Source organism: Olsenella sp. Marseille-P4559, from assembly GCF_900605015.1.
In the GTDB taxonomy this organism is placed as follows: domain Bacteria; phylum Actinomycetota; class Coriobacteriia; order Coriobacteriales; family Atopobiaceae; genus Tractidigestivibacter.
In genome coordinates this window covers 287,314-311,494 of the sequence record NZ_LR027574.1, presented here as the reverse complement: position 1 = coordinate 311,494, position 24,181 = coordinate 287,314, and the positions used below count along the sequence as shown (strand labels likewise).

Here is a 24,181-nt window from a genome sequence, read left to right as displayed (position 1 = left end):
AGTCACAATCGGCTGACATCGGATGCCTTCGTTCTGTTCGCCTCGTCGGATGTCACGTCACGCAGGGCCCGCACCTCGGCGGAGACAGCCGCGGCATAGCGGCGGACAAGGCCCACGAACTGGGTGCGCTCGCCTTTGGAAAGGGTCTCGAAGGCGCGCTGCTCGGCGCGAAGCGCAGGCTCGATGCGACGGGCGCAAAACGCCCGCCCTTTGGCAGTGAGGCTCACGACCTTGCTTCTGCGGTCCTCCTCGCCATAGTCGAGCGAGACCAGGCCCCGTGCGACAAGCGACTTCATGGTGGAGCTCACCGTCTGGCGCGAAAGCGAGTGCATGCTGGCAAAGGTGCTCTGAGGGCAGCTGCCACCCGCGACCAGCACATCAAAGAGAATCCAGCACGCGGTCTCGGAGACGCCGCACCCCTTTGAAATCTCATAGTAGAGGCGATTGACCTCTTGGCAAGCGATATCCATATCACGGACCGTAGGAACGGGAACTCCCTCCGCCTCCGCAATGCCAAACTGCTCGTCCGGCATGTAGCACCCCAAACTAGTACGATTTCGAACAATGCGTGAGCCATAATAGTCCGAAGCCAGACAGTATGCCATTGAGAATGAAGAGAATCGCAGATCTGTGGATAAAGAGGGATGGGGCTGCGCTCGCCCTCTGGTGGAGTCTCCGGCGGCAGGAAACCCGAAGGTGCGCGCACCACCTCTGGCTTCTACCAGATTGGACCCCATAGGGCCGTCCGCTGGCGAGAAACCCGGGTCGTGCGTACGCACTACCCCCACCTATTGCCAAGTCCCTCCCGCCCAACTGGGCAAACGCAGGGGTCTTGCCAAAAGTGCGGGGTCATGCGTACGCACGCCATCGCCTTTTTGACAGCTCATAACTCCCAAGGGCGGAATCGGCAGAAACGCAGGGATGAGCGTACGCACCAACCCAACTTCCCGCCCGTCCGGCCGCGTCGCGAGCCCCTATACCGCACACATGAGAAGCGCCAGAAAGTGCCCATCAAGCGGCAAATCCGCACTGTCCGCGCGAGAGGTGCGCAGCATGCCATCGTCGCCAATCATGGTGGCTACCAGACCCTGGGCCTCAGGCGGCAGCGCGGCGAAGGCGGGTGTCACGCGCGGGCTCACAAGCGAGAAGCGCGCGCCTTTGGGGCTTGCCAGGAAGGCCGCAACAATGCTCTCGTCCTCCTCGCGAAGCTCTGAGCAGGTCGCATATGCCAGCGTACCACCGGCCCCAACGCGCTCGGAAGCCGCCTGGAACATCGCCAGCTGAAGCTCCGGAAGCGAGCGGCCCTCCACATGAACCGCGGACTCCTGGAGTGACCAGGCAATCTCTGGGTGGCGGCGAAGCGTACCCGTCCCCGAGCAGGGCGCGTCAACAAGCACGGAGTCGAAAGAACCCGCAATCTCCTGCGGAAGGTCCTGCTCGCCAAGACGACATCCGTCAAACGCAGTGCAGGTCACAAAGGCGCCAAGGCCCGCTCGCTCCATGCGTGCACGCGACACGGCAACCTTGAATGCCTCGAGCTCGACCGCGGAGAGCTGCGCAAGCCCACCACGCCGCTGCGCACAGCACTCGAGCAGTAGTGACTTGGTGCCTCTCCCCTGCCCGACTTCCAGCATGCGCGTGGAAGGCGCAGGCGAGGCAAGCCAGGCCACGACCTGCGCCGCCATGTCCGCAGGAACAACGTCTGCCGCGTCCACCAGCCCAGACTTGGCAAGGCCCGCAGCCGAGAACAGCGTGAGGCACCCGGGAAGGCAGGTAGCGCGCGGGATGAGGCCGGCTGCGGAGAGGAGCCGCTCGGCCTCGTCATCGTCGTGCAGGCAGGCGTTTCCGGCCACGTAGGCCCCAGGGGCCTCCATAGCAGAGAGCGCCATGTGGCACGCGCTCTCGATTCCCAGCGAGACCACCAGTTCGCCCGCAAGCCATGCCGGGAGCGCGGCAACAAGCGCGATATCGGAAGTGGTGCAGCTTCCGCTCTCCACGCGCTTGCGGGCTTGGGCGAGCGCAGGCACGTCCTCCTCCGCTACACGGTGAAGCACCGCGTTGGCAAGGCCCGCACCACGAGGAGAGACGCGCCGCACAAGCTCGACCCCCTGGCTCAGCGCCACAGGCACGGGCGTCGCGAGCCACAGGAGCTCGAGGGCCGAGATGCGCAGCGCATCTCGCATGCGCGGCTCGAGGTGGCTGCGGCGCAGGTGTGCGTCGAGAAGTGCGTCGATGGCGCCTGAGGCGCGAACGGCCCCTAGGGTAAACCTGGTTGCCAGCGCACGATCGGCAGGCGTCAGGCGAGCCACAGGTGCCGAGACACGCAGCAGGTCGCGTGCACGGGCGTTTCTGCGCCTCACGCGGGAGAGAACGTCCGCGGCTGCGATGCGGGCGGGTGAAAGAGAGGCCATGCGCTAGGCACGCCCCCAGGTGGCACCGTCGGTAGCACGCAGGCCCTGGACCCAGGCGGAGGCATCTATCTCGCGCCTGCCGTCGGGCTTCACGCGCAGCGGCTCAAGCACACCATCGGCGCAGCCGAGGAACACACGCCCGTGGCCGAGGACGACGTCTCCCGTAGCAACGTGCGGTGCGTCGTCCCCGGCAACGGCAGCAAGCACGATGCGCACACCCTTGCCCGCAACCTGGCAGCGTGCCGGCGCAGCATCGGTCGACGCCTGGATGCGCAGGGCGTTTGTCGCACATGCGTCGAACGGGTCGAGGCGCATCTCGCCCTTCTTGACCTTCTCGGCAATCGTAACCAGGGCTGGGTTCTGTTCGTGCCAGGTCGCCGTACCATCAGCAATCTGCGCCACCGCTGCAACCAGCTCGTGGGCACCAATCCGTGCAAGCTCGTCAAAGAGCTGGCTTGCCGTCTTGGTGCCAACAGGCACGGACACCTGGCGGCACCACGCGCCCGCGTCCAGATTGTGCGCCACACGCATGATCGAGACGCCCGTACGCTCGTCACCGGCGAGAATGGCCCGCTGGATGGGGGCCGCACCACGCCAGCGCGGCAGAAGCGAGCCGTGCACGTTGATGGCACCCAAGGGCGCCACGGCGAGAAGCTCGTCGGGCAGGATGCAGCCAAATGCCACCACGCAGATGAGGTCTGGTGCGACCGCCCGCACGGCATCGATTGCCTCGGCGTCCATACGCCTTGTCTCGAGCACGGGAAGGCCCAGCCCAAGCGCACGGGCCTTTATCGGCGAGGGCTCGAGCTTCTTCCCACGCGAGCGAACGGCGTCCGGTCGCGTCACCACGAGCGTAACGTCATGCGCGGCAGCAAGAGCCTCGAGCGACGGTACCGCAAACTCGGGGGTGCCCATGAAGACGATGCGCATGCTAGTCCTCCCCAGCTCCCACGTCACCGGGGCGCGCACCGGCCTCGAGCGCGTCTTGGTACTCGGACATCGCGCGCACGCGCACCGAGGGCGAGAGGTGATCGATCATGGTCACACCATGCAGGTGGTCAATCTCGTGCTGCAGGCACACAGCAAGCAGGTTGTCGGCTGCCTCGTATTGCATGAGGTCGCCGTCGAGGCTGAGCGCCTGCACCACCACATGGCTGGGGCGCTTGACATCCACGGTGATGCCGGGGAAGGAAAGGCAACCCTCGCCCATGGTGCGCTCGGGCCCATCCGCCGTGATGATTTTAGGGTTGATGAGCACGTACGGGTTTTTCTTGGAGCCCTTGCCCGACCACTCAACGTCGATAACGACGAGCTGCCTTGCGACGCCCACCTGCGGAGCAGCAAGGCCACATCCGTCTGCAGCATACATGTCGCGCAGCATGCGCTTGGCAAGCTCACGAATCTCGTCATCGATCTTGTCGATAGGTGCGCACTCCTCAGAAAGCACGGGTGCGGGCGAGAGCACAATGTCATCGAGCGGGTTCATAGCTCCTCCAATACAGCGCGACAGCGCCGCGCGAGTATGTCTTTGCCTACATGAGGTCATAGGCGTCAATGTCCAATGCCATGTTAATACCCATCCCACGGCCAATCCCTGCAGCGCACTCAGACACCACGCCACCCAGGTCGGCGTCGAGAGGAGCCTTCACCATGACGTGACGGCGGGACCTGTCCTTCACGCGCGCCTTGACACAGTCCGCAGGTCCCAAGACCTCCCAACCCGAAAGGTCGCCGACCTTCTCGCGCAACGCGTCCGCCATCTTGGCCGAGGCGTTTCCCACAGCACGGGCATCTCTCCCCCACACGAGCACGTTAGCAAGGCGCGAGAACGGAGGGTATGAGGCCTCCTTGCGCTCCTCGAGCTCTGGCACGAGAAAGACGCTTCGACGGTGCGAGAGGACCGCGCGCATTGCCGGATGTGTGGCCCAGTATGTCTGGATGACAACCTCTCCGGGGTGTCCTCCCCTGCCGGCACGGCCGGCCACCTGCTCCAAGAGGTCATAGGTGCGCTCGGCGGCGCGGAAGTCCGGCAGCTTGAGCATGGTGTCTGCGTTTATGACCCCCACGAGCGTGACTTCGGGGAAGTCGAGGCCCTTGGCTATCATCTGCGTGCCCACAAGTACGGCGCACTCCGCCGCATCAAAGCGCTCGAGCAGGTGCTGGTGGGCACCCTTCGTGCGCGTGGTGTCTGCGTCCATGCGGATGACCTCGACCCCCTCAGGCAAGAGCACGGCAAGCTCGTCCTCGACGCGTTGGGTGCCCACACCATAGGCACCGAGGTAGCGGCTGCCACAGTTGGGGCAGCGCGTAGACGGGTCGGGGTAGGCGCGCACGGGCCAGCTGCGGCCACAGGAGTGGCACATGAGCGAGTGCGTACGCTCGTGGTATGTAAGGGCCGTCGAGCAGTGTGGACACTCGGGCACGCACCCGCACTCGCGGCACATGAGGAAGTTCGCGAACCCTCGCCTGTTGAGAAGCAAGACGGCCTTCTCGCGCCGAACGGCCACTCCCTCGAGGGCACGACGCAGGGGCTCCGAGAAGACCGAGCGCGATCCGCCTCTGAACTGCGACGCCATGTCTACGATGGTGACCTTTGGCAACACGGCGCCGCCGGGCCTCTCGGGCATCTCGACGCGCGTCCAGTGGGCGCCGCACCACGAGCCCACCTCACAGCGATAGAGGCTCTCGAGCGAGGGCGTAGCCGAGCCAAGCACCAGCGCGCAGCCCCACTCCTTGGCCATACGCGCTGCGACCTCGCGCGCGTGGTAGCGCGGGCTCGAGTCCTGCTTGTAGGAGGACTCGTGCTCCTCGTCGATGATAATGAGGCCCACGTTGGCAAGCGGCGCGAAGAGCGCGGAGCGCGCGCCCACCACCACGCGGACGGCCCCCTGGCGCACAAGGTCCCATTGGTCGAAGCGCTCGCCGGTCGAGAGACGCGAGTGGAGAACCGCCACGTCGTCGCCAAAGCGCGAGCGAAAGCGACCCACGGTCTGCGCCGTGAGCGAGATCTCGGGCACAAGGACGAGCGCGCCTTTGCCAGTGGCGAGGGTTCTCTCGATGGCCTCGAGGTAGACCTCGGTCTTGCCAGACCCGGTCACGCCGTCGACGAGGACCACGTCGCCAGCCGCGCGGGAGCGTGCCTCGTCGATGGCGGCAACGGCCGCGAGCTGGCCGGCCGTGAGGAGCTCCGGTCTTGTGGCCTGCGCCGAGGAGAGCGTGGTGGCCTCTCCCCCGCGGATCTGACGACGCGTCTCGACGCTCACGATGCCGCGCCTTGCCAGAGCATTCACAACCGACGAGGCGCCGGGGATGGTGGCCGAGAGCTCCGCCAGGCGCATGGCCCCGGCAGAGAGGGCCTCGAGCACCGCTCGCTGGCGACTCGCATTGCGTGCGGGCTCGAAGCCCTTTGCGCCGGGGGCCAGAGAGACCCAGCGGGCGTCGGCGGGTACGGCCTTCTCGGCAACAAGTTCCCATGGGGCGTCAGGCGACTCGCGGGTCACGCGGACCTTCTGGCCTGGGGCGAGAAAGAGCCGGACGGCGTCGGCAAGGGGGCAAGCGTACTCGTGCGCGATCCAGCGGGCAACGGCCGCAGAGTGCGGGCCAAAGGCCGCGGGTGCGAGCACCTGCGACACCGCGAGCAAGCGTGCGGGCGCCACGTCTGCGGGTGGCTCGTCCGAGGTGGCCATCACGTAGCCCACGGCGCTTCTGTGCGAGAAGGGCACGAGCACCGTGGTGCCAACGACTGCCTGGCCCTCAAGGGCTTCGGGGATGGCGTAGTCAAACGTGCCCTCAAGGGCGCGCGTGGGTATGTCGAGCGCGACGCTCGCGAAACGCACCGATGCCCCCCTCTCGAAACGATGAGACAGAGGGACAGTCTCTCTGTCTCACTTTGTCTCATTGGCTGACAACGGCAACCGATTGTACCCGATGGGCGTGGGGCCGATGCGTAGTGATGAGACATAGGGACCGTCCCTTTGTCTCTGTCTCTTTGTCTCACGAGACAAAAAATGCTCGTGGCGCATCACCATCGCGAGCATTGCCGGGCATCGGCGTATCACAGACCAGCATTTCTCAGCACGCTCACTTTGCAGCGCGCTTGTACTCCTCTATCGCGCGGACAAGGTGAGGCACACCCAAAATTAAGGCGACAACAACAATTGCCACAACAACAAGGATCAGAATTTCCGGCATGTCATCCCCCTAACCGTAGTAGACGCTGGTAACGAGCATATACTTCCATTGCCAAGATTGATGTTGGATCTTGCAAGTACTTTTGATCTCAAGTCCTCTTGCACCGGCTCAATACCCAGAGTGACATTCTCAGTGAATTCGAACGCATTATATCTTCCATTCTTCAAGTGCCCGACGACTTCAATGTGCCCTGATGGTGTGGACTATTACTAATAATTCAATTTCAGTCGGTGAAAGGGTCGTTTTGAACGGTTAGAAGATACGGCTGTTACGTACATCTACCATAGGTGGCGACAAAAACTCGAGACAAAGATGATGAGGCAAAGGGACTGTCCCTTTGTCTCATCACCAAAGCAGCGATGAACTCTCGGGGAACTATCCGCCGAGGTAGGCCTTGCGGACGTCGTCATCCACGAGAAGTCCGGCGCCGGTACCGGTCTTCACGATCTTGCCGGTCTCGAGCACGTAGCCGCGCGCGGCAACCTTAAGCGCCATGTTGGCGTTCTGCTCGACCAGAAAAATCGTGGTCCCGCTCTTGTTGAGCGCCTGGATGATCTCGAAGATCTCGTCAACCAGAATGGGCGCCAGGCCCATCGAGGGCTCGTCCAGCATAAGGAGCTTAGGCCGGCTCATAAGTGCGCGCCCCATGGCAAGCATCTGCTGCTCACCGCCGGAAAGCGTGCCGGCCATCTGGTTCGTGCGCTCCTTCAGACGCGGGAAGTGCTCGTAGACAACCTCGAGCGTCTCGTTGTTCTCCGCGTCGGTGCGCGTGTAGCCACCCATGTCGAGGTTCTCGGAGACGGTCATGTGCGTGAACACACGGCGTCCCTCGGGGCAAAGGGCAAGGCCGCGCTCGACGATCTTGTGGGGCCTGATGCCCACGAGCTCCTCGCCGTTGAACTTGATGCTGCCGGAGTCCGGCTTGATAAGACCAGCAACGGTGTTAAGCGTGGTCGACTTACCGGCACCATTCGCACCGATAAGGGTGACGACCTCGCCCTCGTCGATGTCGAACGAGATGCCCTTGACGGCCTTGATGGCACCGTACGAGACGTGCAGGTCCTGCACGGAGAGCATGGTCATCTACTTCACCCCCTGCTTGCCGAGGTAGGCCTCGATGACCTTGGGGTCGTTCTGGATCTCCTCGGGCGTGCCCTTCGCGATGATGCGTCCGTAGTCCAGGACGCCGATAACCTCGCAGATGCCCATCACGAAGCTCATGTCGTGCTCGATGAGCAGGATGGCAATCTGGAAGTCGTCACGGATCTTCTCGATGTTCTCCATGAGCTCCTCGGTCTCGGCGGGGTTCATGCCGGCCGCAGGCTCGTCGAGAAGCAGGACCTTGGGGTTGGTCGCAAGCGCGCGCAGGATCTCAAGCCTGCGCTGGGCACCGTACGGAAGGTTGCCGGCACGCTCGCGGGCCAGGCTCTGCATGTTGAAGATGCCGAGAAGGTCCATCGCCTTGTCGTGGAACTCGGCCTCCTGCTTCCAGTGCTTGGGAAGACGGAAGATGTCGGTGAAGAGGTGCGTCGACATGGAGTTGCCAAGGCCAACCAGCACGTTCTCCTCAACCGTCATCTTGTTGAAGAGGCGGATGTTCTGGAAGGTGCGGGCGATGCCCATCTTGTTGACCTCAACCACGCTCTTGCCGGCGGTGTCGTAGCCGTCGAGCAGAACGGTTCCGCGCGTGGGCCTGTACACGTTGGTGAGCAGGTTGAAGATCGTGGTCTTACCTGCACCGTTGGGCCCGATAAGGCCAGAGATCTCGGTACGACCCATGGCGATGTTGAAGTCATCGACAGCGGTAAGTCCGCCAAAGTCGATGCCGAGGTGCTCCGCCTGAAGCACGGGCATCTTGCCGAGGTCGCGCTCGGGCACGAGGTTGGGGGTCTCCATCTGCACGAGCACAGAGCGGTGGCGGCGCTTGGGTGACGCAGCCGCGCCATTCCCGGCAGGGGTGGCCTCGGCCACCCTGGTCTCGTCGTTACTCATGGGTGTCGGCCTCCTTCCCGCTATCCTTCTCGGAGGTTGGCGCAGCCGCCGCAGGCACGACAGCAGGCCCCGCGACGGTCTCGACGGCCGACGCCGCTGCGCGGGAGAAATCCTCCGGGCGCTTGCCGTGGTTCATGACGCGCTCGATCACGCGCGACATCGAGAAGTCATAGTCGCCGAGAAGGCCCTCAGGACGGAAGATCATGACCAGGACCAGCACGACGGCATAGACAACCATGCGGTAGTCGGAGACGGCGCGCAGGGCCTCGGGCAGGATGGTGAGGACCGTCGCGGAGATGACGGAGCCAAGCATCGAGCCCATGCCGCCGAGAACGACCATGACCAGAATCTCGATGGACTTCATGAAGCCAAACTTCGCAGGCGCCATAACGCCAATGCATCCCGCGTACAGACCGCCAGCAACACCGGCAAAGAACGCGGACGCCACAAAGGCAAGCACCTTGTAGTACGTGGTGTTGACGCCACACGACTCAGCCGCGATCTCGTTGTCGCGGATGGAGAGAACGTCGCGGCCATGGCGCGACTTCATCATGGTGTGAATCAGGAAGAGCGAGATGACCACCACGACAAAGGTGTTCAGGAAGTTCGTGTACGAGGGTATGCCCGTCAAGCCCTTGGCGCCACCCGTAAGCGTGAAGCCCAGCACGCCGTCGATGTTCTGCATGACCACGCGGATGATCTCGGCAAAGCCAAGCGTAATGATGGCCAGGTAATCGCCCTTGAGGCGCAGCGCGGGAACACCGATGACAAGGCCACAGACAGCGGCGCAAAAACCACCAAAGATGATGCCGAGCACAAAGAGACCCACGGCAGCAGGGCTGCCAGTGGCGAAGTCACGCGTCGTCACGCCGACGACGTCCATCATCCTCATGATGAAGATGGCGCACGAGTAGCCGCCCACTGACATGAAGCCGGCATGGCCAAGCGGGAGCTGACCCAGGTAGCCCGTGGCGATGTTGAGCGAGACGGCCAGGATGATGTAGATACCGATCTGCTCGATGACGCCCGTCTGGTAACGGCTTATCACGCCGCCGTCAATCATGAGCTCGCCCACGACGAGGAACGCAACGACGAGAACGGCATTGATCAGGTAGCGCATAGGCATGGAGAGGCTGCGATAGCCGGAGACAGCCGGCGTGCCTGCCTGTGCAGTTGTTGCCCTAGATGCAGTCACGGCTCCCCCTTAGACTTTCTCGGTCATCGAGCGGCCCAGAATACCGGTGGGCCTCACCACGAGGACGATGATCAGGAGCAAGAACACCACGGCGTCCTGCCAAACAGAGAGGCCGATGGCCGAGACAAACACCTCGGCAAAGCCCACGAGCAGACCGCCAATGACGGCGCCCGGAATGGAGCCAATGCCGCCGAGAACTGCCGCGACGAACGCCTTCGTGCCCAGCATGATGCCCATGGTCGGTGTGGCCTGCGCGTACGCCATGCTATAGAGCACGGCACCGATGCCCGCGAGGGCAGAGCCCACGGCAAACGTGAACGAAATGGTGTTGTTCACGTTAATGCCCATGAGGCGCGCGGCGCCCATGTCCTCGGAGACGGCACGCATGGCCTTCCCCAGCTTGGTCCTCTGCACCAGAATATTGAGCACGATGGTCGAGGCGGCCGTCACGACGATGGTGAGGATGGCGTTTGCAGAGAGGGACGCCCCGCCGATGCTCAGGTTGGGCAGGTCGAAGTACTCGGGAACCACCTTGGCGTCGGCACCAAAGACCAGCTGGGCGCCATTCTCGAGGAAGTACGAGACGCCGATTGCGGTGATGAGCAGGCTCATGCGCGGTGCCTCGCGTAGCGGCTGGTAGGCAACCTTGTCGATAAGCACGCCCAAGCCGGCGCACCCCACAACGGAAAGGACTATTGCGAGCACTGGGTTCAGTCCCAGCTGGCTCATGACAATCCACGAAATGTAGGCGCCGACCATAATGATGTCGCCATGGGCAAAGTTGAGCAGCAAGATGATGCCATACACCATCGTGTAGCCCAGGGCGACGAGCGCGTAGATGCTGCCCAGCTGAAGGCCATTGAGCACCTGCGTCAGTATCGTCACGGCACAACACTTCCTCTCTCTTGAACCTGTCCAATAAAACTCAGGAAGCGCCGGGCATCCTGCGCACCCGGCGCTTCCCTCAAATCACCGTACCGCGGGTTTACTCGCCCTCGATGGTCTTGAAGACCTCCTGCTTGCCATCCTTGAAGGTGATGATCAGGGTGGACTTGACGGGGTCGCCGGTACCGGAGTAGGAGATGTCACCGGTGACGCCGTTGGCGGTGCCGGAGGCAATGGCATCGATGACGGCCTTCCTGTAGTCATCGGTGCCGTAGGTGGCCTTGCCGTCCTTCTCGACCGTCTCAATGGCATTGAGGAGGATCATCGCAGCATCGTAGCCAAGGGCGCAGAAGTTCGACGGCGTATCGCCGTACTCGTCCTTGTAGGCCTTGATGAAGTCCTGGACCTTGGAGTCGGTGTTCTCGGACACGAAGGAGCAGTCGTAGTAGCAGCCCTCGAGGTCCTCGGCGCTCGCGTACTCCTCATCGCCGCCCACGATGTTGGACCAGCCGTCAGCGCCCATGAAGACGCCCTTGTAGCCAAGCTTCCTTGCCTGGGTGATGATCTTGCCGTCGTCCTGGTAGTAGTTGGGCGAGAAGATCGCGTCGGGATTGGTTGCGATGATGTTGGTGAGCTGGGAGTTGAAGTCGGTGGCGCCAGAGGGATAGCCCTCGGAGTCGCTGATGGTGATGCCCTTCTTGCCGGCCTCCTCGACGAAGGCGTCGGCAACGCCCTGCTCGTAGTCGCCACCCTGGTTGTAGATCACGCCCACGGTCTTGTAACCCTGGTCAGCGGCGAAGTCGGCCATGAGCCTACCCTGGTACGGGTCGGTGATGCAGGCGCGGAAGTAGTTGTTGCCGTAGGAGATGACGTCCGCGGCGGTGGCGGAAGGCGTCACGCACGGCATGTTGTCGGCAACGGAGGCCTGCGCCACGGCGATGGTGGGAGTAGAGGTCACGTCGCCGACGATGCCCACGACGCCGTCCTCGACAAGCTTGTTGTACACGTTGACGGCCTCGGTGGCATCGCCCTTCTCGTCCTGGGTGTCAAGCTCGACCTGCTTGCCGTTGATGCCGCCGTTGTTGTTGACCTGCTTGACGTAGAGCTCTGCGCCGTAGCGGCAGGCGAGGCCGTACTGGGCCACGTCACCGGTATACGGGCCTATGAGGCCAACCTTGATGGTGTCGGAGCTGGAGCCAGAAGAGGCGGAGTTCCCGCCGCAGGCTGCAAGGCCAAGACCAATGCCCGCGACGGCAGTGCTCTTGACGAAGTTGCGCCTAGAAATGTTGGTGTTCATACGTGCCCTCCCTAGTCTTGGCCGCGCGGTCGCCCGCACGCGATTCGTGGACAACTCTATGAAACGAGGGCCGAGCGCGGCATACTAGGCCTGAAAGCTTATTCGAGACGTAACACATCGCATGTTTTCGTAACATGCGCAAGCTGGGGCAACGCCGATGGCACGCGTCATTTTGGACACGTCGCTCCACCCACCGTCCGCCTGTCTGCCCTGCGTCGGGAAGCGAGCAGAGCAACAAGCGCGCCCGCAGCGATACCGCAGAGGTCGATAAGGACGTCGCAAGGAGAGGGCTCACGTCCGGGAACGAAGTGCTGGATTGTCTCGTCTACCACAGGAATGAGGGCGACTGCAACCGGGCCCAACCAGCGAGGGGCCCTTCCCCCACGGGCAGGAAGCCCAAGCGTGGGCACGGCCAGCGCTCCCAGCACGGCGTACTCAAGGAAGTGGGCGGTCTTGCGCACGGCAAGGGTCATGGCATGCTCGCTCGTGATACCAAGCGCGTTGAGAAGGGGCGTCACCTGGGCAACCACGCCTGCACTCTCAGCCGAGGACTGAGGGCCCTGCACGAGGGAGTGCCCCCAAATGAAGGCAACCCACAGGCAGAAGCCGAGCGCCCACCACCTGTGGCGGGCGCTCGACCCGAGTCGTTCTTTTGCGGAGTCGGACGACTCCCCCATCCCGTCTCGCATCACGCCTCCAAGGCGTCGACGTGCGAAAGGGGCGCGGAGCCGGCAAAGTGACGCGGCTTGTACCTGCCAGTCTTCCCAATGGAACCGGTGGTCTTCCCCATAGAGTCACCGCCCCGCCTGGGTGCCATGTGGCGGCCTTGTACACGCAGGCCCCCGGTCTGGGTCCCACCCTCGATGATGCGCAGGTAGTCGCGGGAGGATTTGCGCACAGCGGCAGATGGGTTGCGCGAGAACTCCTCAGCAACCAGGTAATCGACGTAGGTCTCGGTGTCGACGACCTCGGGGTGTCCGGCTGGCGGCCTGAAGTAAAGAAACTCCGTGTCCTGCTCGATGCCTTCGGGCTCATCAATCGAGCCCTCATCGCCAACGCAGTCCGAGAAGGGCTCGAGGGGCGCGACCGCGCCGGCCCGCGCTGCCACCGGCTGTGCCGCAAAAGCGCCAGAAACGCCGAGCCTCTCGTCCATGGCCTTGAGGGCGCGGTCCCAGTCGTCATCCCCGGCGTCCCCCACGCTGCGCTTCTCTGGATAGGCATCCTCCTCGACCGGCGAGACGCGGCGAGAAATGTCACGCGGGCCTACAGACATGAACTGCAGGTCGTTAATGCCCTCGGCGCCAAACTCGGAGGGTATGGCATCCGCGGTGCCATCGCTCACGTCGATGGGGCCAGAGATCGAGGGTCCCATCGCGGCGGTCCACCACGCGGTCCCAACGTCTCCCACGGAGCCGTCCGCGCGCTCGATGACGGGAAGGCCCTCCATGCGGTTGGCGTCAATGCGCGCCGAAAGGGTCGCAGCAACGCCCTGCGCGCGCGTTGCCATGCGCTGCCTAAAGGTCTGCTTGCTCACGTAGTTCTCAGCGATTTGCTCGTAGCCGTGAGCGGCATGCATGCCGGAAGCATCTTTAGCTGCCAGTCCGTCGGCAATCTCCTCGGCCTTCTCAGCAGCACTCAGACAACCCGCGCGCTCCCAGTCCCTGGGGCGCATGTGGCGCGGCGCGTGTGCGGCACGGGGGGCGTCGCCTGCTTGCGTCGACTCGGCGGGTTTCTCGGTGGCGGATTCTGGCTCATGGGGGTTCGCAACCGCCCGCTTGCGCGAGATGGCGCGGAGAAGTGCATAGGTACCCATCGAGACGAGAGCGCCGCACGCACAACTTATGCCAAGGGCTCCGGCAGTTTCGGCATTGATGCTCGTAAGGTCGATGCCAGTGAGGCCCAGCTGCGCAAGGTTCAGGCTTGGGGACGCATCAAGGGGCAAGGCACCCTCTTCCGCAAATGCCGCCATGGTCGTACCAAAGGCAACAACGCCGAGAAGGCCGGCAACAACCGCTGGACTCCTCCTGCATGTCATCCTCATACACCTCCGATGCCTTCGCGACTGCGCGGCTGGAGACGAACGATGCTCACCTATGGCCTGAGGAGCACCGGCCGGAAAGGCTGGTGTGGGCAGGTTGACAACGGCGTGGTTCGTCTTTGGTTGCGTTTGCCGTCGCGACACTTGCGTGTCATCAAACTTACCTGTCAACTATACTTTCCACCACGCCAAATGCAAGCAGATAATTGTCTTGAGGAGGGTACGATGGCCAATATCGCAGTTGTCACGGGAGCGTCATCGGGAGTTGGGCGCGAGTTCGTCCGCCAACTCGACCGCGCGGCGGGTGGCCCGCTCGACCAGATCTGGGTTGTCGCCAGGAACGTCGAGGCCCTCGGGGTCGTTGCCGAGCAGACCGCGACACCCGTGCGCGCGTTTGCCCTCGACCTCACCAAGGACTCGTCATACGAGTGCCTGCGCGACTCCCTGGAGGATGAAGCGCCCACGGTGCAGTGGCTTGTGAACAGCGCCGGCTTTGGGAAGTTTGGCGACTTTGGCCAGATTTCCGAGGCAGACGAGGGCAACATGGTGCGTCTTAACTGCCTCGCCGTGGTCGAGACCACCTATCACTGCCTCCCCCGCATGGTTGCCGGCTCGCGCGTGGTGAACATGGCTTCGATTGCCGGACTCATTCCGCAGCCGGGCTTTTCGACCTACTCGGCCACCAAGCGCTTTGTGGTTGACCTTTCGCGCACCCTTGACTACGAGCTCCGGCCTGCCGGCATCCACGTGACGGCAGTGTGCCCCAAGTTCATGGACACCGGTTTTCTCGCCAATCCCGGCGACGCGCGTAATGTTCGCCGCATGACCACAATCGGTTACGAGAAGCCCGCTGACGTGGTGAGAAAGGCGCTGCATGCCGCGGTTCTTGGCCGCTCCACCTGCGTGACCTCGCCGGACATGCTGGCGGCAAGCGTGGCGGCCAAGGTGTTGCCAGCAAGTTGGGTCATGCGTGCCCAGGACCTGCTGTTCACGGCCCGTACTGGCGAATAGGACGGGGCTCTTCTCAGCCTTGGCGTGGGCAGCAAGTCGTAGAGAATCGCCGGTTAGGGCAGGCCGACCGTTCGGAACTTACGGTGCCGTACCCGAGCCGTAGATTCCGAACGGTTAACTGCCCCCAACCGGCGAAAAGCGCACCCCTGGCGGACACGCCGGGGTGCGCAACTTTACAGCCACAGGCGAGAAGAAGTCCCGCACCGAGACCTACATCACATACTCGCTCTGCTGGGCCTTCTTGGCCGAGCGGATAAGGAACTCCTCGTTAGAGTTGGTTGCCTTCAGGCCCTTGACCAGCGCCGACGCAGCACGCTCGGTGTTGTTCATATTCGCCAGCACGCGGCGAATCCCCCATACGAAGGGCGTGAGCTCGGCGGGAAGGAGCAGGTCCTCGTTGCGCGTGCCCGAGGAGACCGGGTCGATCGCGGGGAAGATGCGCTTGTCCGCAAGCTCGCGGTCAAGCTTGAGCTCCATGTTGCCCGTACCCTTGAACTCCTCGAAGATGACCTCATCCATCTTGGATCCGGTGTCCACAAGTGCAGACGCAATGATGGTGAGAGAACCGCCGTTCTCGATGTTGCGAGCGGCACCCAGGAACTTCTTGGGCGGATAGAGTGCCGCAGAGTCAACGCCGCCAGAGAGGATGCGGCCGCTCGCGGGCTGCGCCAAGTTGTACGCGCGAGCAAGACGCGTGATGGAGTCGAGAACCACCACGACATCTTCGCCAAGCTCGACAAGCCTCTTGGCGTGCTCGATGACAAGCTCGGACACGGCAGTGTGGTTATCGGCAGGCATATCAAACGTTGACGCCACAACCTCGCCATGAATGGAGCGCTGCATATCGGTGACTTCCTCGGGGCGCTCGTCCACGAGCAGGCAGACGAGATGGACCTCGGGGTTGTTGGCGGCAATGGATTGGCAGATCTTCTTGAGGACGGTAGTCTTGCCGGCCTTGGGAGGACTCACGATAAGGCCACGCTGGCCTTTGCCGATGGGGGCAACGAGGTCGATGGCACGACCGGTAATGGAGTCCTTGCCACACTCCATGACCAGGCGTTCATTGGGATAGATGGGGGTGAGGTCGCGGAAGCGCGGGCGGTTCCTCACAGACTCCGGATCGCGGCCATTCACGCGCGAGATGGCAGTGAGGGGTGGGTATTGGGCAGGATATTTGGTGTTGGTGCGAGCAGGTCCAACTGTTCCCTCAATGCGGTCGCCCGGACGCAGGGCGTAGTTGCGGATGAACTGCTGGCTCACGTAGGCGTCGTTGTCGCCCTTCATGTAATTGCTGGTGCGAATATAACCCGCACCAGTGTTGCCCATCTCGAGAATACCGTCGACGGGACGGAAGCCCTCAGCTGCGGCCGCAGCCAGATACACGGCTTCGACGAGATCGGTCTTGTGAACGCCAATGTACTCGACGTCAAGTTCGGCAGCCTTGGTACGAAGGTCTGCCACCTTCATGGCCTGCAGGTCGTCACGAGAGAGCGATGGCTGGGTCTGCGTGGGCTGGCCGTTATGGCGGTTATGCTGCTTGTGATTCTGCTGGTTGCGACGGTTGAAATTACTGCCGTCTCCCCCGTTACCGTTATTGAAGCGGTTGTGGCCGGAGTTGCTGTAGCTCACGCGGCGGCGCCTGCCCTGCTGCTGACCTTGCTGCTGGCCCTGTTGCTGCTCGCCGCGCTCGCGTTGGTAGTGCTCGCGAGGCTGTCTATGGAGGCGGTCCTGCTGCTCGGATGCATGATCGGTCTCCGCAAGCGTTGCTGCCGGCATGGGGGCAGGAATCGAGCTTGCCTGCGTTGCCTCCTGCGTTACGCGCGTCATCTCAGCAAAGCTTGCCTGGTCATGCTCGGCATGCTGGGAAGTCCCTGCGACCTTGGGCTCCTGGCGCTCCGGGGCGTTCGGTACGCTCTCGGCAGGCTCGCTAGCCTCACTGCCGGCGCGTCCCTTGGCGGCCTCCGCCTTGGTGCGCTCGTCAGCCTCTATCTGCGCACGTGTGCGACGCCGACGTCGGGGCTTGGGAGCAGGCTCCTCCGAGCCAGGCGCGGGGGGCTCTGCCATTGCTGCTGCGACCTCTGCCTGGGCAGCGGCCTCTGCCTTCGCACGCTCGTCAGCCTCTATCTGGGCGCGGGTACGACGATGGCGGCGCGGCTTTGGCGCCTCCTCAGGAGCGGCTTCGGGTGCCGCGGAGGCAGCAGCGATGGGAAGCTCACCCTGCTCAGCACCGGCTTCCTCGCCCTTCTTCCTGGCCGCCCGGCGACGGCGCGGCTTTGGCGCCTCCTCTGCCGCAGGCTGGCCCTCAGCGGGCACCGGCTCGACCGCAGCCACAGCCGCCTTCGCGAGCTTATCGGCCTCAATCTCGGCTCGAGTACGGCGGCGCCGCCTGGGTTTGGGCGTCTCCTCAGGGGCCTGCTCAGAACTAGCGTCCTGAGAACCCGCGGGTGTCTCATCTGCCATGCTGTATTACCTTTCACTCTCACGCAAGACGCGTGTCGCGCCAAGTCGTCATGCAAATTAACTAATTGATAGGCTTCGTCGAGGCCGTGGTGCCCGATGCGACCCCTCGACGCGACTTCGGAACAGCTACGAGAGAACCGTCCATCACATGCAGGGAGGGGGTTGTTGCGATACGCACGCATGCCGTACGAACACGCACGCGGTGCATTGCGTCTGGGACACTATAGCACGACATGCGCAAGAGTGCACGTCGGAGCCATAAAAACGACGAGGTAGGCCTTTGGGGGTTAGTAGTATGCACTAGAGATCCGGATTAGCCTTCCCCTGAGCCGCTGGGGGCGGGCGGCCATTCATGTCCACATCGGTGATGACGGCGCCCAAAGCTGATCAGACGGCGCTACTACCCCTCCGCCTGGTCATCCAGCTTCTGACCCCTGGGACGACGCCTTACGACAATCTCCGCGATACGAGCGGCAAGCTCGGCCGCACGCCCAGTTCCGCTTGGCGTGAGGACAAGGCCAGACGCGCGGGAAGGCCCGCGCTCAATCAGCCCCTCCGCCACAAGCGATGAGACCGACATCGATACCGTGGGCTGCAAAAGCCCCAGCGCATCGACAAGCCTCGTAACGGTGACGGGCTGAGCATCCTCAGCATACATGGCGAGAAGCACAAGATCTCCTGCCTTGGCAAAGGTGGAACCCATGGCATCGACGTACTTGACGATGCGTTCGGGCAAGGTACGGGAAAGCGGCTGGCCAGGCTGAATCTCGTTGCAGGTGAGCTCGGAGAGCATCTCGACATAGCGGATCCCCTCTGGCGTGATGGCGCAGACCACGTTACGGCGGTCCTTGCCACCCTCATCTCGTGAGATCAGCCCAAGTTCGGCAAGGTTGTTCGCGCGATGCGTCATGGTGGGACGCAACGCCCCTTGGTACTCGGCAATAGTCGAGGTCTTCATCGGCTCACCCGCCACCTGAAGGCGACAGAGAACCGCAAACTCCTCGAACGTGAGTCTATCGCGCGCAGGCTGTGACTGGCGCACGAGGTTGTACGCTCTGCGTACCGACATGTACTCGCGCAGGTCCACGAGCCCCCACCTCTGTCTCTAGCCGCATCCCAACGTCATGGGACGACATTGCAGCGCCAGACGCAACCCGCCTGATGCCAACCCGTGCCCCCTTAAAGAGCGATTATATATTAAATGGAACTTCTTGCTGGAACAACTGCTTATACGTAGAGATTGTTCGGGTGAATGCACCAAAGGGGACAGGCTAACGTCACATGCTCTGTGGCGCGTGAACCCCGCAGAGTTCAAGCGCGAGGGCAAGCACCCTGCGCGTGGCGTCCACGGCGGCGAGCCGGGCCTTCGAGAGTGCTTCGTCCACCGGGCGCCCCTTGCTGGGAAGCACCTGGCACACCGTATAGAAGGAGTGGAAGTCCCCGGCCAGCTCCTCGGCATAGTGCGTGAGGCGGAAGGGGGCGCGGTCGCGTGCGCAGCCTTCTACCAGCGCCGGGAACTCGGAGAGCTTGCGGGCAAGCGTGGTCTCGGTGGAATCGGTAAGCAGGGCAAGGTCGTAGTTCTCGCCCACCGCACGACGGGCGACCTCGTCCATGCCGAGCCCCTCAGCCTCCTCGGCCGTCACGCCCGCGCCCTTGCGCAGGATCGAGCATATGCGCGCATGCGCATACTGCACATAATAGACGGGGTTGGTGTTGTCCTGCTTCTTGACTTTCTCGATATCAAAATCGATCATCTGGTTGCTCGACTTGGAGATGAGGGTGTAGCGCGTTGCATCCACACCGACCTCGTCCATGAGCTCCTTGAAGGGAATCATGGTGCCCTTGCGTTTGGACATGCGCACCGGTACGCCGTCGCGCAGCAGGTTCACGAGCTGGCCGAGCAGCACCTCGAGCTTGCCGGGATAGCCCAGGGCCTCGCAGGCGGAGTCGACGCGCTTGATGTAGCCGTGGTGGTCGGCACCCCAAATGTCAATCACGTGGTCGACACGCTGGAACTTGTTCCAGTGATATGCCACGTCAGAGGCAAAGTAGGTGTACTCGCCGTTGGTCTTGATGAGCACGCGGTCCTTGTCGTCACCAAGGGCGGTTGAGCGGAACCACAGCGCACCGTCCTCGTCGCGGTAGAGGTAGCCCATCTCATCCAGACGCGCGAGGGCACGGCCGACGGCCGAGGTGCCATCCTCGCCCTTCGCGTAGAGGGAGCGCTCGGAGTACCACATATCAAAGTGGCAGCGGGACTCGTCGAGCGTGTTCTTGATCGTCTCGAGCATGAGCCGATAGCCGCGCTCGCGGAACTCGAGCATGCGCTCCTGGGGATCTGCGTCCACCCAACACGTGCCGTCGACTTCCATGAAGTGACGGGCAACGTCGACGATGTAGTCTCCGCCATAGGCATTGCCACCCAGGTTCCTGTTGAAAGAGTCAGCGAAGGGGTGAAGCTCGGGACAAGCGTCCTCCTCGTCTGCCACGAAGGCCTTGCGGTCATCGAGCAGCACCTTCACGGCCTCGTCGAGCGAGCAGCCACGCTCCCCCATCACCTGCGCCAGCTGCAGATAGCGCTCGGCGACAGAGTTGCCAAAGACGTCCATCTGGCTGCCATGGTCATTGATGTAGTACTCGCGCTCAACGTCGTAGCCGGCGTGCTCCATCACGCGACAGAGCGAGTCGCCCAGTGCCGCCCAGCGACCGTGGCCAATGTGGAGCGGGCCCACGGGGTTTGCCGACACGAACTCGACCTGGACCTTCTCGCCAACGCCAATGTTCGAGCGGCCAAAGTCATGACCCTGCTCGCGCACCGTGCGGAAAATCTCGTTGTTGGCGGCCGCCGAGAGGTAGAAGTTCACAAAGCCGGGACCTGCGACCTCGACCTTGGGGACGCCGGGGTCACTTGCCATGTGGCCCACAATGGCCTGGGCAATCGCGCGGGGCGCCATGTGTGCGAGACGTGCGGAGCGCAGGGCAAGCGTGGTGGTCCAGTCACCGTTCTCGGCGTCGGCGGGGCGCTCAAGGCCAAGGTCCCCCACCTCGAAGGCAGGAAGGTCTCCCGCCTCCTGCGCATCTGCGACGGCTTTCCTGACGAGCTCCTCAATCTTCTCGGGCATGTGCCTCGTCCTTCCTGGATACCTGCGCGCCCCCTGGCACGCCTACGTGTGCGAGCAGTGTAACAGAGGCGCCGTGCGCCGCCGAAGCGCAGATGCTAGCGCTTGACGCGCGATGACTCGCTACGCTCCTTCTCCGCGAGGTCGCGACGAAGCGCTGCAAGACCCGGCTCCAGGCCTACAGGGTAGATCTGCGGGTTGAGGAAGCGGGCCACTGCCGGATCAAGGTGCATGAGCGCGTTGTGACAGCGGGAGCGCGACTCCTCGATGTCCACCGGCTCGCCCGCACGCTCACCATGCTCGACATAGCAGGCGAGAAGCTCGCGCGGCGTGCCGGAAAGCTCGTAGGACGAGAAGGGATCGAGGATGTCTTCCATCCTCGCGGTTGCCGTGGCATCCCCACGCACGTAGGAGTCATCCAGAATCATGTCGCCCACCGGGCAGTGGTCGTCGTCCAAGAAGCGCAGGACGCGCTGGACACCCGGGACCGTGCGCTTGTAGGCCTGCTCGGAGAGCTTGATGACAGGGTTCCACGGGGCGTCTGCCGAATCGCGAACGGCCGAGAGCTTGTAGACGCCGCCGAGCGAGGGCTGCGGGTCGCAGGTAGCGAGCTTGGTGCCCACGCCAAATGAGTCGATGGGCGCACCCTGCGCGTAGAGCGACTGGATGGTGTACTCGTCCAGGTCGTTCGAGGCCGAGATCTTCACGTAGGGCAGGCCGGCGTCGTCAAAGGCCTCGCGCGTCTCCTTGGTGAGCTTGGCAAGATCGCCCGAGTCGATGCGGATTGCGGCCAAGCGCTCGCCCGCGGCCTCCATCTCCTTGGCAACTATGATTGCGTTTTTGATACCCTGGTGGACGTCGTAGGTGTCGAGGAGCAGCACGCAGTTCTTGGGACTCGACTTGGCAAACGCACGGAAGGCGTCGAGCTCCGTGGGGAATGCCATGACCCAGGAGTGGGCGTGGGTGCCAAAGACAGGGATGCCGTAGACCTTGCCCGCAAGCAGGTTCGATGTGGAGCTTGCGCCGGCAATGTAGGAGGCGCGAGCAACGGCAAGGCCGCCGTCGGGACCCTGGGCACGCCTCAGGCCAAAGTCAGACACCGGATGCCCCTCGGCCGCGCGAACCACGCGCGAGGCCTTCGTTGCCACGAGGGTCTGGAAGTTCACAAGGTTGAGCAGGGCCGTCTCGATGAGCTGGCAGTCGACGAGAGGGCCCTGAACGCGCACTATGGGCTCGCGCGGAAAGACCACGTCCCCCTCGGGGACGGCATGGATCGTAAGATCAAGGCGATGGTCGCGAAGGTAGTCGAGAAAACCCGGCTTGAACATGTGGCCACCACCCGGTGCCGGGATGCTGGCCAGGTAGGCGATGTCCTCGTCGTCGAAGACGAAGTTCTCGACCAAATCCGTAATCTGCCCCATACCGCAGGCAACCGCATAGCCACCGCCAAAGGGGTTCTCGCGGAAGAAAGCGTTGAAGGTTGCCTGGGTGTCGACAAGGCCCGACTCCCAGAATCCCTGAGCCATCGTGAGCTCATAGAGGTCGGTGTTGAGCGAGACATCTGTTGGCTTGGTGCGGTCCGTGAGCGACATTGCTGCTACTTCCTCCCGTCTGCTGGCGCGGGCATGGGGGCTGCCCTGCGCCGGACTTCCATGTGGTTGCGCGCCTAGCCGAGCGCCATGGCGAGAAGCCACACCGCCGCCACTACGACCACGATGGCGATAACGATCTTCTGGCCCTTGGGCATGCGGAGGTCATCGTCGTCGGGCTCCATGAGCTGACGGCCCTTTTCGCGCGCCACGGCGATTCTTTGCTGCTCGGCAGCGTCCTTCTCGCTGGTGGCCTTCTCGGCCTTCAGGCGCTCGAACTCTGCGCGCTCACGGGCGGCCTCCTGGGCCCTTTCGCGGGCGGCCTTCTCGGCGCGGAGCCTCTCCAGCTCTGACCTCTCCTCGTCGGAGAGTGGCGTGTTCTCTGGCATGGGACCTCCATGGTGGACGCGTGGCGGGCACGCGATTGCGTACAGTTGTCTGAGAGTCTATACCCCTTTGCGGCCATCGGGCGCTACGGGGGCGGATGCCTGCGCGATTTGTAGCTCTGGCCCCTCGACGCCGGTGGCGTCGAACTCGGGCACGAAGCTTTCGGAGACGGTGTCGCCCTCCTGCCACCAGATGTTCTCGAAGCCGAGGTCGTCCGCGTGGCAGAGGACTATCTCGTACTCCTCGTCCGTCACGCCGCGCGCAAGGTCGCCGCCCGCCTTGCGGCAGATGTCATTGGGCGTGTACTGGTTCATGACCGAGAGGTCAGCCGCATTGCCACAGGCCTCCCAGACGCAGTCGAGAACCGCGCAGGAGTCATCCACGTGGCCAGGCAGCACCAGGTGGCGGACGATGACCCCGCGCCTCATCGCACCGTCTTCGCCCAGCTCGCGGCCGCCTGCGGCGCTCACGGAGGCGACCATCTCCTGCAGGGCTGCTGCCGCAACGCTCGGGTAGTTTGGTGCGGCGGAGAGCTTGCCTGCCAAGGTGGGGCTTGCGTATTTGAAGTCGGTGAGCCAGATGTCGATGACGTCGGACATCGCGCGTACGACCTCGGGCAGCTCGTAGCCGGAGGTGTTGCAGACGATAGGCAGGGCAAGGCCATTCTCGCGAGCGAGGAGCACCGCCTTGCGGACGGTTGGCGCAAAGTGCAGAGGGGTCACAAGATTGATGTTGAGAGCACCTTGGGCCTGAAGCTCGAGCATCATCTCGGCGATGCGCGAAGTGGAGACGGCAAGGCCGAAGCCCTCCTGTGAGATGAGGTGGTTCTGGCAGAAGCAGCAACGGAGGGGACAACCCGTGAAGAAGATGGCTCCCGAGCCGACCTCGCCCGAGATGGGCGGCTCCTCCCAGAAGTGAAGCGCAGCCCTGGCGGCGCGCGGGGTGGAGGTGGCTCCACAGCTGCCAGCGCGGCCCTTGGAACGTGCGGCTCCGCAGCGGCGCGGGCAAAGCCCGCAGACGTCGTAGGAGGATGCGTCCAGCTTGGCGATGAGATCCTCCATCCCTGCCATGCTCCCATCAGACTCGAATTATGCGCTGCTAGTCTATCTCGTAGCCAATCGGTTGTCATCCGGGGGCAAGGGGCGGCACTGTCCGGCAACTCTTGCCTCGGCACCGGATTGGCACCGGAAGCCCGATTCGCGACGGAGCTGCTGCGCAAACGCGCCTTCCGGAGTCGGCAGAGCGCGCAAGAGACCCGGCGTCGAACAAAAAAGCGAGCACCCCGAGATAGAGGTGTTCGCCTATCTGTCTCTGGTGGAGATGAAGGGATTCGAACCCTCGGCCTCTGCCTTGCGAAGGCAGCGCTCTCCCAACTGAGCTACATCCCCAGACGCTCATGCGCGGGAGCCATTGTCGCAATTTGCGGTGCCCGTGTCAACGCCAAAGTACGGTAATTGCGGAAGACAAGCACATGGCGCACCTACGGTGCCGTTGCTATGGCGCATGCGAGAGAAGACAGGAAAGCCGCCCCCTGCGGATACGATTATGAACCCACCTTCAGAAGGTGGGTGTCCTCATCGCCCCTTCCGGCTTCCTCAGCAACGGA

At 63.3% G+C, this 24,181-nt stretch carries 19 protein-coding genes and 1 tRNA gene; 1 reads left to right on the top strand and 19 read right to left on the bottom strand.

From position 1 onward, the window contains the following. Window positions 1-2: 2 nt before the first annotated feature. From E0E00_RS07605 to E0E00_RS07550, 12 genes are all read right to left on the bottom strand, one after another. Window positions 3-533 carry a MarR family winged helix-turn-helix transcriptional regulator gene (locus tag E0E00_RS07605; protein WP_165443613.1) on the bottom strand — a complete coding sequence of 177 codons (531 nt, stop codon included), beginning with the start codon at window positions 531-533 and terminating at the stop codon, window positions 3-5. Window positions 534-974: 441 nt separating this feature from the next. Next, window positions 975-2,411, bottom strand: a complete 1,437-nt coding sequence (locus E0E00_RS07600; RefSeq protein WP_130811934.1) for an RsmB/NOP family class I SAM-dependent RNA methyltransferase — start codon at window positions 2,409-2,411, stop codon at window positions 975-977. Window positions 2,412-2,414: 3 nt separating this feature from the next. Further along, the gene (fmt, locus tag E0E00_RS07595; protein ID WP_130811933.1) at window positions 2,415-3,341 is read right to left on the bottom strand and encodes a methionyl-tRNA formyltransferase; all 927 of its coding nucleotides are present in this window, start codon (window positions 3,339-3,341) and stop codon (window positions 2,415-2,417) included. A gap of 1 nt (window position 3,342) precedes the next feature. Next, a complete protein-coding gene (def, locus tag E0E00_RS07590) occupies window positions 3,343-3,897 on the bottom strand; it encodes a peptide deformylase (RefSeq protein WP_130811932.1) in 555 nt (184 codons plus the stop codon). A 46-nt stretch (window positions 3,898-3,943) separates the two neighbouring features. After that, window positions 3,944-6,247: a primosomal protein N' gene (gene priA / locus E0E00_RS07585; protein WP_130811931.1), complete on the bottom strand. Its 2,304-nt coding sequence runs from the start codon at window positions 6,245-6,247 to the stop codon at window positions 3,944-3,946. A gap of 730 nt (window positions 6,248-6,977) precedes the next feature. Beyond that, window positions 6,978-7,685, bottom strand: a complete 708-nt coding sequence (locus E0E00_RS07580) for an ABC transporter ATP-binding protein (protein WP_130811930.1) — start codon at window positions 7,683-7,685, stop codon at window positions 6,978-6,980. Continuing rightward, window positions 7,686-8,498, bottom strand: a complete 813-nt coding sequence (locus E0E00_RS07575; RefSeq protein WP_242622252.1) for an ABC transporter ATP-binding protein — start codon at window positions 8,496-8,498, stop codon at window positions 7,686-7,688. It abuts the gene before it with no gap. Between the two features lie 88 nt (window positions 8,499-8,586). Then, entirely contained in the window at window positions 8,587-9,789 is a 1,203-nt protein-coding gene (locus tag E0E00_RS07570; protein ID WP_242622188.1) for a branched-chain amino acid ABC transporter permease, read from the bottom strand. A 9-nt stretch (window positions 9,790-9,798) separates the two neighbouring features. Next, complete coding sequence (locus E0E00_RS07565) at window positions 9,799-10,674, bottom strand: branched-chain amino acid ABC transporter permease (RefSeq protein WP_130811928.1); 876 nt, start codon at window positions 10,672-10,674, stop codon at window positions 9,799-9,801. A gap of 100 nt (window positions 10,675-10,774) precedes the next feature. Continuing rightward, entirely contained in the window at window positions 10,775-11,971 is a 1,197-nt protein-coding gene (locus E0E00_RS07560; protein ID WP_130811927.1) for an ABC transporter substrate-binding protein, read from the bottom strand. Window positions 11,972-12,138: 167 nt separating this feature from the next. Next, window positions 12,139-12,660, bottom strand: coding sequence for a VanZ family protein (locus E0E00_RS07555; protein ID WP_130811926.1), 522 nt, complete (start codon window positions 12,658-12,660; stop codon window positions 12,139-12,141). Next, a complete protein-coding gene (locus tag E0E00_RS07550; RefSeq protein WP_207302702.1) occupies window positions 12,660-14,012 on the bottom strand; it encodes a hypothetical protein in 1,353 nt (450 codons plus the stop codon). Before E0E00_RS07550 ends, E0E00_RS07555 begins: the two co-directional genes overlap by 1 nt. Window positions 14,013-14,234: 222 nt before the next feature. Here E0E00_RS07550 and E0E00_RS07545 point away from each other — a divergent pair, with 222 nt between their 5' ends. Beyond that, window positions 14,235-15,020 (top strand): SDR family oxidoreductase, encoded by a 786-nt coding sequence (locus E0E00_RS07545; protein WP_130811924.1) that lies wholly within the window; start codon window positions 14,235-14,237, stop codon window positions 15,018-15,020. 210 nt (window positions 15,021-15,230) lie between these two features. Here the strand turns inward: E0E00_RS07545 and rho are convergent, their stop codons facing one another. From rho to E0E00_RS07510, 7 genes are all read right to left on the bottom strand, one after another. Then, window positions 15,231-17,480 carry a transcription termination factor Rho gene (gene rho / locus E0E00_RS07540; protein ID WP_130811923.1) on the bottom strand — a complete coding sequence of 750 codons (2,250 nt, stop codon included), beginning with the start codon at window positions 17,478-17,480 and terminating at the stop codon, window positions 15,231-15,233. Window positions 17,481-17,880: 400 nt separating this feature from the next. Beyond that, on the bottom strand, window positions 17,881-18,567 hold the full coding sequence (locus E0E00_RS07535) for a MarR family transcriptional regulator (protein WP_130811922.1): 687 nt from the start codon (window positions 18,565-18,567) through the stop codon (window positions 17,881-17,883). Window positions 18,568-18,757: 190 nt separating this feature from the next. Further along, window positions 18,758-20,602, bottom strand: a complete 1,845-nt coding sequence (gene argS / locus E0E00_RS07530; RefSeq protein ID WP_130811921.1) for an arginine--tRNA ligase — start codon at window positions 20,600-20,602, stop codon at window positions 18,758-18,760. 95 nt (window positions 20,603-20,697) lie between these two features. After that, entirely contained in the window at window positions 20,698-22,191 is a 1,494-nt protein-coding gene (locus E0E00_RS07525) for a nicotinate phosphoribosyltransferase (RefSeq protein WP_130811920.1), read from the bottom strand. A gap of 74 nt (window positions 22,192-22,265) precedes the next feature. After that, window positions 22,266-22,577 carry a hypothetical protein gene (locus tag E0E00_RS07520; RefSeq protein WP_130811919.1) on the bottom strand — a complete coding sequence of 104 codons (312 nt, stop codon included), beginning with the start codon at window positions 22,575-22,577 and terminating at the stop codon, window positions 22,266-22,268. Window positions 22,578-22,634: 57 nt separating this feature from the next. Continuing rightward, window positions 22,635-23,645: a radical SAM protein gene (locus tag E0E00_RS07515; protein WP_242622187.1), complete on the bottom strand. Its 1,011-nt coding sequence runs from the start codon at window positions 23,643-23,645 to the stop codon at window positions 22,635-22,637. Between the two features lie 242 nt (window positions 23,646-23,887). Beyond that, window positions 23,888-23,963: transfer RNA gene (locus E0E00_RS07510), tRNA-Ala, on the bottom strand. Window positions 23,964-24,181 lie beyond the last annotated feature (218 nt).

Excerpts from the sequence above, each read along its gene's own strand:
- E0E00_RS07605 (WP_165443613.1), bottom strand. The coding sequence starts at position 533 with ATGCCGGACGAGCAGTTTGGCATTGCGGAGGCGGAGGGAGTTCCCGTT.
- E0E00_RS07600 (WP_130811934.1), bottom strand. The coding sequence starts at position 2,411 with ATGGCCTCTCTTTCACCCGCCCGCATCGCAGCCGCGGACGTTCTCTCC.
- fmt (WP_130811933.1), bottom strand. The coding sequence starts at position 3,341 with ATGCGCATCGTCTTCATGGGCACCCCCGAGTTTGCGGTACCGTCGCTC.
- def (WP_130811932.1), bottom strand. The coding sequence starts at position 3,897 with ATGAACCCGCTCGATGACATTGTGCTCTCGCCCGCACCCGTGCTTTCT.
- E0E00_RS07580 (WP_130811930.1), bottom strand. The coding sequence starts at position 7,685 with ATGACCATGCTCTCCGTGCAGGACCTGCACGTCTCGTACGGTGCCATC.
- E0E00_RS07575 (WP_242622252.1), bottom strand. The coding sequence starts at position 8,498 with ATGGAGACCCCCAACCTCGTGCCCGAGCGCGACCTCGGCAAGATGCCC.
- E0E00_RS07560 (WP_130811927.1), bottom strand. The coding sequence starts at position 11,971 with ATGAACACCAACATTTCTAGGCGCAACTTCGTCAAGAGCACTGCCGTC.
- E0E00_RS07555 (WP_130811926.1), bottom strand. The coding sequence starts at position 12,660 with ATGCGAGACGGGATGGGGGAGTCGTCCGACTCCGCAAAAGAACGACTC.
- E0E00_RS07550 (WP_207302702.1), bottom strand. The coding sequence starts at position 14,012 with ATGAGGATGACATGCAGGAGGAGTCCAGCGGTTGTTGCCGGCCTTCTC.
- E0E00_RS07545 (WP_130811924.1), top strand. The coding sequence starts at position 14,235 with ATGGCCAATATCGCAGTTGTCACGGGAGCGTCATCGGGAGTTGGGCGC.
- rho (WP_130811923.1), bottom strand. The coding sequence starts at position 17,480 with ATGGCAGATGAGACACCCGCGGGTTCTCAGGACGCTAGTTCTGAGCAG.
- argS (WP_130811921.1), bottom strand. The coding sequence starts at position 20,602 with ATGCCCGAGAAGATTGAGGAGCTCGTCAGGAAAGCCGTCGCAGATGCG.
- E0E00_RS07525 (WP_130811920.1), bottom strand. The coding sequence starts at position 22,191 with ATGTCGCTCACGGACCGCACCAAGCCAACAGATGTCTCGCTCAACACC.
- E0E00_RS07520 (WP_130811919.1), bottom strand. The coding sequence starts at position 22,577 with ATGCCAGAGAACACGCCACTCTCCGACGAGGAGAGGTCAGAGCTGGAG.
- E0E00_RS07515 (WP_242622187.1), bottom strand. The coding sequence starts at position 23,645 with ATGGCAGGGATGGAGGATCTCATCGCCAAGCTGGACGCATCCTCCTAC.